This is a genomic window from Micromonospora antibiotica (genome assembly GCF_017599305.1).
Classification (GTDB): domain Bacteria; phylum Actinomycetota; class Actinomycetes; order Mycobacteriales; family Micromonosporaceae; genus Micromonospora; species Micromonospora antibiotica.
Window position 1 is genome coordinate 1 of the sequence record NZ_JAGFWR010000046.1, and the last position, 9,182, is coordinate 9,182.

The 9,182-nt window shown below is 74.2% G+C and carries 3 protein-coding genes; all 3 read left to right on the plus strand.

What is annotated here, in order from left to right; translation table 11 throughout:
• Positions 1 to 2,925: type I polyketide synthase (locus JQN83_RS32350; RefSeq protein ID WP_307800017.1), on the plus strand; the 2,925-nt coding region annotated here is incomplete at its 5' end.
• A gap of 44 nt (positions 2,926 to 2,969) precedes the next feature.
• Entirely contained in the window at positions 2,970 to 6,092 is a 3,123-nt protein-coding gene (locus JQN83_RS32355) for a type I polyketide synthase (RefSeq protein WP_208570953.1), read from the plus strand.
• A gap of 55 nt (positions 6,093 to 6,147) precedes the next feature.
• Positions 6,148 to 9,182, plus strand: a 3,035-nt coding sequence (locus JQN83_RS32360) for a type I polyketide synthase (protein WP_208570954.1), incomplete at its 3' end; no start/stop codon positions are given.

The following is a 9,182-nucleotide window of genomic DNA, read 5'->3' on the forward strand; positions in this document are numbered from 1 at the left end:
TTTGTTGCGGGGGTGGAGGTTGATTGGCGTCGGGTGGTGGGTGCGGGTCGGTTGGTGGATGTGCCGACGTATGCGTTCCAGGGGGAGCGGTACTGGTTGGAGGCACCCCGCAACACCGGCGACCTGAGCGCCGCCGGTCTGGACCAGGCCGGCCACCCGATGCTCGGCGCCGCGGTCGTGCTCGCCGGTGACGCCGGGACCCTCTTCACCGGCCGGGTCTCGCTCACCACCCACCCGTGGCTCGCCGACCACCTGGTCGGCGGCACCGTCCTCCTGCCCGGCGCGGCCTTCGTCGACCTGGCCCTGCACTGCGCCGCGTACGCCGGACTGGCCATGGTCGACGACCTGACCCTGCACGCGCCGCTCGCGCTGCCCGCGCACGGCGTCGTGGACCTCCAGGTCGTCGCGTCCGCCCCGGACGACACCGGCCGCCGCCGGGTGACGATCCACGGCCGGTCGGCCGACACCGACTCCGGTCAGGACTGGACCCTGCACGCCAGCGGTGTCCTGACCCCGGTTGCCGACCCGGCCGGCACGGCGCTGACCAGTTGGCCGCCCGCCGGCGTGGTGCCCGTCGACCTCACCGGCCTGTACGACCGGCTCGCCGAGCACGGCTACGGCTACGGCACCGCCTTCCGGGGCCTGACCGGGCTGTGGCGGGACCCGGACCACTGCTACGCCGAGATCACCTTGCCGGAGGGGACCGACCCCACCGGCCACCGGCTGCACCCGGCGCTGCTCGACGCGGCCCTGCACCCCCTGCTGGCGCTCGCGCTCGCCGACAACGACGGCCCGCTGCCGCTGCGGATCCCGTTCTCCTGGCAGGGGGTGACGGCCGCCGACGTGACGCCCGCCCGACTGCGGGTGCGGTGGGACGCCTCCGGCGGCGAAACCGTCCGGATGGACATCGCCGACGACACCGGCAACCCGGTCGGATCGGTACGCGCGCTGACCCTCCGCGAGATCGACCCGGCCCGGCTCGCCGCGCTGCGTACCGACCGGCTGCCGCTCTACGAGATCCGCTGGAACCCCGTCGAGACCCCGGCCGGGGCGGACGCCACCCAGGACCATGTCCTCGTCGGTGCGGACGGCCACCACCTGCGTGACCTGCCGGGCGTCGATCCGGCGGACTACCCGGACGTCGAGTCGCTGCGGGCGGCGGTCGCCGACGGCCGACCGGCACCGTCCACCGTGCTGGTCTCCTGCGTGGGCCCGGCACCCGGTGCCGGGGTCGACCCGACCGTCACCGGGCTACCCACCCGGCAGGTGCTCGACACGGTGCAGGGCTGGCTCGCCTGCGGTGAACTGGCGCAGTCGAAGCTGGTCGTGGTGACCAGCGGGGCGTTGCCGCTGCCCGGTGACACCGACGTCGACCTGGCCATGGCACCGGTCGCCGGCCTGCTGCGTACCGCGCGGGCGGAGAACCCCGGCGCGGTGGTGCACATCGACGTCGACGCCGATTCGGGCCCGGCCCTGCCCGGCGCGTTGGCCACCGGGGAGTCGGAGATCGCGCTGCGAAACGGCGTCGGCCTCGTACCCCGGTTGGTGGTACGCCGGTCGGCGGAGCCTGCCGGGCCGCCGAGGCTCGACCCGGACGGCACGGTCCTGATCACCGGGGCCACCGGGGCGCTCGGCGCTCTCGTCGCCCGGCACCTGGTGGCGACCTACGGCGTGCGGCACCTGCTGTTGCTGAGCCGGCGCGGCGCGGACGCCCCCGGTGCCGGTGACCTGCTCGCCGACCTCACCGCGCAGGGGGCGACGGCCCGGCTGGTCGCCTGCGACGTCGGGGACCGCGAATCCGTCGCCGCGGCGCTCGCCACGGTGCCGGCCGACCACCCGCTCACCGCGGTCGTGCACGCCGCCGGGGTCATCGACGACGGGGTGCTGCCCAGCCTCACCCCGCACCGCCTCGACGTCGTCTGGCGGCCGAAGGTGCAGGCAGCCCTGCACCTGCACGAGCTGACCGCGGACGCCGACCTGGCCGCGTTCGTGCTGTTCTCCTCGGTGGCGGGTCAACTCGGCAACCTCGGTCAGGGCAACTACGCGGCGGCCAACGTCGCCCTCGACGCGCTCGCCGAACACCGCCGGGCCGCCGGCCTGGCCGGCACCTCCCTGGTCTGGGGGTTGTGGGGCGAGACCGACGGCACCGGGGCCGGCGCGGCGGCGAAACTCGACCGGGCGGCGCTGGACCGGGTCAGCCGGGGCGGTCTGCTGCCGCTGTCGCTCGACGAGGGGCTGGCCCTCTTCGACGACGCGCTGGCCGCCGGCCCGGCGGTGCTGGTCACCGCCCGCTTCGACATCGCCGGCCTCAGCGCCCGCACCGAGACCGACAACGTGCCACCCCGGCTGTCCGGGCTGACCCGTACGGCCCGCCGCCCCGCCGGTGGCCAACAGGCGTCCCAACCGCTGGTCACCCGGCTCGCCGGGCTGCCGGTCGGCGAACAACAGAAGATCGTGCTGGACCTGGTACGCAGGAACGTCGTCGCCGTCCTCGGCGGCGACCGGGTGGCGCGCGTCGACGACGACCGGTCCTTCAAGGAACTCGGCTTCGAGTCGCTGTCCGCGGTCGAGTTGCGCAACCGGCTCAGCGCCGCCACCGGTCTGCAACTGCCCGCCACGATGGTCTTCGACCATCCACGGCCCACCTCGCTGGCCGACTTCATCCGGGAGACCGCCGCGCCGGCCGACGCCGAGGGCCCGGTCCTCGCCGAACTCGACCGGCTGTCCGCCGCCATGGCGGCGGCCTCCTCCGACCGGGGGCTGCGCCGGCTGGTCGCCGCCCGGCTGGAGAGCATGCTCGCCGACTGGAAGACGACCCCGGCGGACCGGTCGGCCGGCCCGGAAGCCAACGCGCGCATCGAGTCCGCGTCCGTGGACGAGATCTTCGACCTGATCGACCAGGAGTTCGGCACGGTGCCGCAGTGAGCGGCCACCGGCCGCAGGAGTCAACGAGAGCGGGTGTCCAGCGCATGTCAGGTGACGAGGCGAAGCTCCTCAACTACCTCAAGCGGATGACCATTGAGCTGCGCGACGCCCAGGAACGCATCCGGGATCTCGAAGAGAGCCGCCACGAGCCGATCGCGCTCGTCGGGATGAGCTGCCAGTACCCCGGCGGGGTGCAGACCCCGGACGAGTTGTGGGACCTGGTCGCCGGTGAGGTCGACGCCGTGGCCGGGTTCCCCACCGACCGGGGGTGGGACCTCGACGGGCTCTACGACCCGGACCCGGACACCGTCGGCACCAGCTACGCCCGCGAGGGTGGTTTCCTCTACGACGCGGCCGAGTTCGACGCCGGGCTGTTCGCCATCACCCCCCGCGAGGCGCTGTCCATCGACCCCCAGCAGCGCCTACTGCTCGAACACGCCTGGCAGTCGATCGAGCGGGGCGGCGTCGACCCCCGGTCGCTGCGTGGTAGCGACACCGGCGTGTTCGTCGGGGTGATGTACAACGACTACGGGTCGCGGCTGATGCCGGCACCGGAGGGCTTCGAGGGGTACGTCGGCAACGGCAGCGCGGCGAGCATCGCCTCCGGCCGGATCGCCTACTCGTTGGGCTTCGAGGGGCCGGCGATCACCGTCGACACCGCCTGCTCGTCGTCGCTGGTGGCGATCCACCTGGCCTGCCAGTCGCTGCGCTGGGGCGAGTGTTCCCTGGCCCTGGCCGGAGGCGTCACGGTGATGGCGACACCGGGGGTGTTCATCGAGTTCTCCCGGCAGCGCGGCCTGTCGCCCGGCGGCCGGTGCCGGTCCTTCTCCGCCGGGGCCGACGGCGCCGGCTGGGCCGAGGGCGTCGGAGTGGTCATGTTGGAGCGGTACTCCGACGCGCTGCGCAACGGGCACCCGGTGCTCGGTCTGATCCGGGGCAGCGCGGTCAACCAGGACGGCGCCAGCAACGGCCTCACCGCCCCGAGCGGGCCTGCCCAGGAACGTGTCATCTTCAACGCCCTCGCCGACGCCCGGCTCACCCCCGCCGACCTCGACGCGGTGGAGGGGCACGGCACCGGCACCACCCTCGGCGACCCGATCGAGGTACGCGCCCTGCAAGCCGTGTACGGCGCCGGCCGGGACGCGCAACGCCCCCTCTGGCTGGGCTCGCTCAAGTCCAACATCGGGCACAGCCAGGCCGCTGCCGGAGTCGGCGGCCTGATCAAGATGGTGCAGGCGATGCGGAACGAGGTGCTGCCCCGGACCCTGCACGCCGACCCACCGACCCCCCACGTGGACTGGTCCTCGGGCGCGGTACGCCTGCTGCGTGAGGCCGTGACCTGGCCGGTCGCCGATCGGCCACGTCGCGTCGGCATCTCCTCCTTCGGGATCAGCGGCACGAACGCCCACCTGATCCTGGAGGAGTCGCCACCCCCGCCCGCCGGGGAACACGGGTCCGCGCCGGTGGTGACACCCGACCGCCCGACCGCCTGGCCACTGTCGGGAAACTCGCCCAAGGCACTGCGGGACCAGGCACGACGGCTCGCCGCCCACCTGCGGCGTCGACCGCTGCGGCCGGTCGACGTGGCGTACACCCTGAATCGTCGTCCGCTGTTCGCCCACCGTGCCGTTCTGCTCGGGACCGACCCGGCCGAGCTGCTCACCGGTCTGGACCGGTTGGCCGGCGGCTCAGGCTCCGCCCAGGTGGTGCGGGGCCGCCCCGCCCCGCCCGGCGGTCGTACCCTCGCCATGATCTTCTCGGGCCAGGGTTCGCAGCACGTGGGCATGGGCCGCGACCTCTACCCGGCGTTCCCGGCCTTCGCCGCGGCCCTCGACGCGGCGTGCGCGGCCCTCGACGCGCACCTGCCGGTGGCGCTGCGCGACGTGCTCTTCGCCCCGGCGGGCACCGACCTCGCCGCACTGCTCGACCAGACCCGGTTCGCCCAACCTGCCATCTTCGCCGTGGAGGTGGCGCTGTTCCGGCTCCTCGAACGGTTCGGCATCCGGCCCCAACGGCTCGTCGGGCACTCGGTCGGCGAGTTCGCCGCCGCCCACGTCGCCGGAGTGCTCACGCTGGCCGACGCGGCCACCCTGGTCACCGCACGCGGACGACTCATGCAGGAACTGCCGGCCGGCGGCGCGATGGTGGCGGTGCAGGCCACCGAGGCCGAGGTTACACCGATGCTGGTGGACCGGGCCGCCGAGGTCGCCGTCGCCGCCGTGAACGGACCGTCCTCCGTCGTGGTCGCCGGTGACGAGGCGGCGGTCGCCGAGATCGAGGCGGCCTGGGCCGCCCAGGGCCGGCGGACCAGCCGACTGCGGGTCAGCCACGCCTTCCACTCCCCCCGGATGGAGCCCATGCTCGACGAGTTCCGGCGGGTGGCGGCGAGCCTGACCTACCGGCCGCCGACCGTCGAGCTGGTGTCCACCGTGACCGGTCGACCGGTCGGCCCGGGTGAACTGGAGGACCCGCAATACTGGGTGGCGCACGCCCGCCGGCCGGTCCGCTTCGCCGACGCCGTCCGGGCGCTGGCCGCCGCCGAGGTCACCGAGTACCTCGAAGTCGGCCCGGACAGTGTGCTGAGCGCGGTGGTCACCGAGAACCTCGGTGTCGCCGGCACGACCGGTGCGGTGCTGCCGTTGCTGCGCCGCGACGTCGACGAGCCGGTGGCGTTCCTGACCGGGGTCGCGAACTGGTACTGCCGGGGTGGCGGCGTCGACTGGGACGCGCTGGCCGACGGGCTGGCCCCGACCACCGTCGACCTGCCCACCTACGCGTTCCAGCGCAAGCACTACTGGCTGGACGCGGTCGCACCGATGGTGGCCACCCGCCGGGCACCCACGCCGCCCGACTCGCTCACCGACGGCAGTGACGAGGCGGAGCCGTCGCTGGCCGTCACCCTGCTGCGGCTACCGGCCGCCGAACGCCGGGCGACCCTGCTGATGGCCCTGCGCGGGCTGGCCGCCGAGGTGATGCGGCTCGACCGGGCCGACGACGTCGCCGCCGACGTCCCCCTGCTCGAACTCGGGTTCACCTCGCTGATGGCGATCGACCTGCGCAACCGGGCCGCCGCCGCCACCGGAGTGGACCTGCCCGCCGCGCTGGTCTACGAGCACCCGACGTTCGAGGCGATCGTCGACTACGTCGACACCCTGATCACCGTCTAAGACCCTCCGCCCACCCCCGATGGCCCGCGATCGACGCAGAATGAGGTCAGTTGTCATGCCGCAGACCCGTGACTTTTCCGAGGACGCGATCGCTGTCGTCGGCATGTCCTGCCGCCTGCCCGGCGCGGCGAACCCGGCCGCGTTCTGGGCCCTGCTCGCCAGCGGGGGCAACGCGATCGGCGCGGCACCCGCCGACCGGTCGGGGCCGACCGCGCCCCCCGGCGGCTTCCTCGACGACGTCGCCGGGTTCGACGCCGCCTTCTTCGGCATCTCCCCGCGCGAGGCCACCGCGATGGACCCGCAGCAGCGGCTGATGCTGGAGCTGGCGTGGGAGGCGTTCGAGGACGCCCGGCTGGCACCCGACCAGCTGGCCGGGCGGCCCGCGGCGGTCTACGTCGGCGCCATCCAGGACGACTACGCCCAACTGGCCGGCCGGGTGCCCGCCACCGTCCACACCCTCACCGGGCTGCACCGCAGCGTCGTGGCCAACCGGATCTCCTACACGCTCGGCCTGACCGGGCCCAGCGTGGTCGTCGACTCCGGGCAGTCGTCGGCGCTGGTCGCCGTGCACCAGGCCTGCGAGAGCCTGCGCGCCGGGACCGTCTCGCTGGCCCTGGCCGGCGGCGTGAACCTCATCCTGGAACCGGGGAGCACCGCCCGGGTCGGCGAGTTCGGCGGTCTCTCCCCGGACGGCACCGCCTGGGTCTTCGACGCGCGCGCCAACGGCTACGTACGCGGTGAGGGCGGCGGCCTGGTCGTGCTCAAGCGGCTCGCCGACGCGGTGGCCGACGGCGACGACATCTCCTGCGTGATCCTCGGCGGGGCCGTCAACAACGACGGTGGCGGCGCCGGCCTGACCGTCCCGGACGGCGACGGGCAGGCCGACGTGATCCGGCGGGCGCACCGGCAGGCGGGCACCGACCCGGCCCACGTCGGATACGTCGAGCTGCACGGCACGGGCACGCCCGTCGGCGACCCGGTCGAGGCCGGCGCGCTGGGTGCGACGATCGGCGTGCACCGGCCGGCGGACGCTCCGCTGGCCGTCGGTTCGGCCAAGACCAACGTCGGGCACCTCGAAGGGGCCGCCGGTCTGGTCGGCCTGCTCAAGCTCGCGTTGAGCGCCCGGCACGGGCAGATCCCGGCGAGTCTGAACTTCAGCACCGTCAACCCGCGCATCGACCTGGTCGCGCTGAACCTGCAGGTGCAGTGCGCGCTCGGGCCGTGGCCGGCGGACGCCGCCGGTGACGGCGACGCCCTGGCCGGCATCTCGTCGTTCGGAATGGGCGGCACCAACGCCCACCTCGTCGTCGGGCGGGCGCCCCGGCCCACCGGCGACCGGACCGACGCGCCGACGCCCCCGCACACCGCTCCCTGGGTGGTGTCCGCTCAGAACCCCGCCGCACTGCGCGCCCAGGCGGCCACGCTGCACCGGTTCCTCACCACCGGTGGCGACGTCGCGGGCGTCGACCTCGGCTACTCGCTCGCGACGACCCGGGCCGCGCTGCGGCACCGGGCGGCGATCCGCGCCGGTGACCGCGCCGACATGCTCGCCGCCCTCGCCGCGCTCGCCGCCGGTGACGACCGACCCGACCTGGTCGTCGGCCGCGCCCAGCCCGGCCGGGTGGTCTTCGTCTTCCCCGGCCAGGGCTCGCAGTGGGAGGCGATGGCCCGTGGCCTGTACGCCGACTCCGCGGTGTTCCGCGACCGCCTCGACGAATGTGCCGACGCGCTGGCCGCGTACACCGACTGGGACCTGCGCGACGTCCTGCTCGGCGGGGACGTCGACCAGTTGGCGCGGGTCGACGTTGTCCAGCCGGTGCTGTTCGCCGTGATGGTGTCGCTGGCGGCACTGTGGCGGGCGCACGGGGTGGAACCCGACGCGGTGGTGGGGCACTCCCAGGGTGAGATCGCCGCCGCGTGCGTGGCCGGCGCGCTGACCCTGCCGGACGCGGCCCGGGTGGTGGCCCTGCGCAGTCGGGCGATCCGGGCCCTGGCCGGCACGGGCGCGATGGCGTCGGTGGCGGCCTCGGCCGAGCGGCTGCTGCCGGTGCTGGAGCAGTGGAGCGACCAGGTTGCGATCGGGGCGATCAACGGCCCCGACTCGACCGTCCTGTCCGGAGCGGTGGACGTGCTGCCGCAGGTGCTCGCCGAGCTGACCGCGCAGGGGTTGCGGTGCCGGGCCATCCCGGTGGACTACGCCTCCCACTCCCCGCAGGTCGAGACGGTCCGCGACGAGGTGCTCGCCCAGCTCACCCCGATCACGCCCACCAGTGCCCCGGTCACCTTCTACTCGTCGGTGACCGGCACGCCCGTCGACACGGCCGGTCTGGACGCCGCCTACTGGTACCGCAACCTACGGCAGACCGTCCGGTTCGAGCCGGCCGCCACGGCGTTGCTCGACGACGGGTACACCACGTTCATCGAGTGCAGCCCGCACCCGGTGCTGGCCGTCGGCCTGCGGGAGACCTTCGCCGCAGCCGGGCAGCCGGCGTCCGTCGTGCCCACCCTGCGGCGCGACGAGGGCGGCCTCGACCGCTTCCGGCAGGCCGTCGGCCACGCGTACGTCGTGGGTGTCCCGGTCGACTGGACCACGTCCTTCCCGGGCGCACAGCGGATCTCCCTGCCCACCTACGCGTTCCAGCGCAGGCCCTTCTGGATCGACGCGCCCGCAACGGACCCGGGCCCGACGACCGTACGGCCCGACGTCGACGCGCCGGTGACCGAGGAGCCCGTCGGCGACGGGGCCTGGGCGACCGACCTGCGGGAGCTGCCGGCGGAGCGTCGCCTCGACGTCGCCCTGGAGCTGGTCCGGCGGCGGGCCGCCGGCATCCTCGGTCATTCGAACGCCACCGACGTGGACCCGGAGACGACGTTCAAGGAACTCGGCTTCTCCTCGCTCACCGTCGTGGAACTACGCGACCGGCTGGTCGCCGACACCGCCCTGCCGCTGCCGTCCTCGCTCGCCTACGACTTTCCGACTCCGGTGTTGGTGGCGGAGCGGTTGGTGGGTTTGGTGGTGGGTTTGGGTTCGGGTGTGGGTGTTGCGGGTGTGGGTGTGGGTGAGGCGGTGGCGATTGTGGGGATGGGGTG

What these genes read in the sequence shown, in the direction of transcription:
- JQN83_RS32355 (WP_208570953.1), top strand. Translation starts at nt 2,970, where the DNA reads ATGTCAGGTGACGAGGCGAAGCTCCTCAACTACCTCAAGCGGATGACC.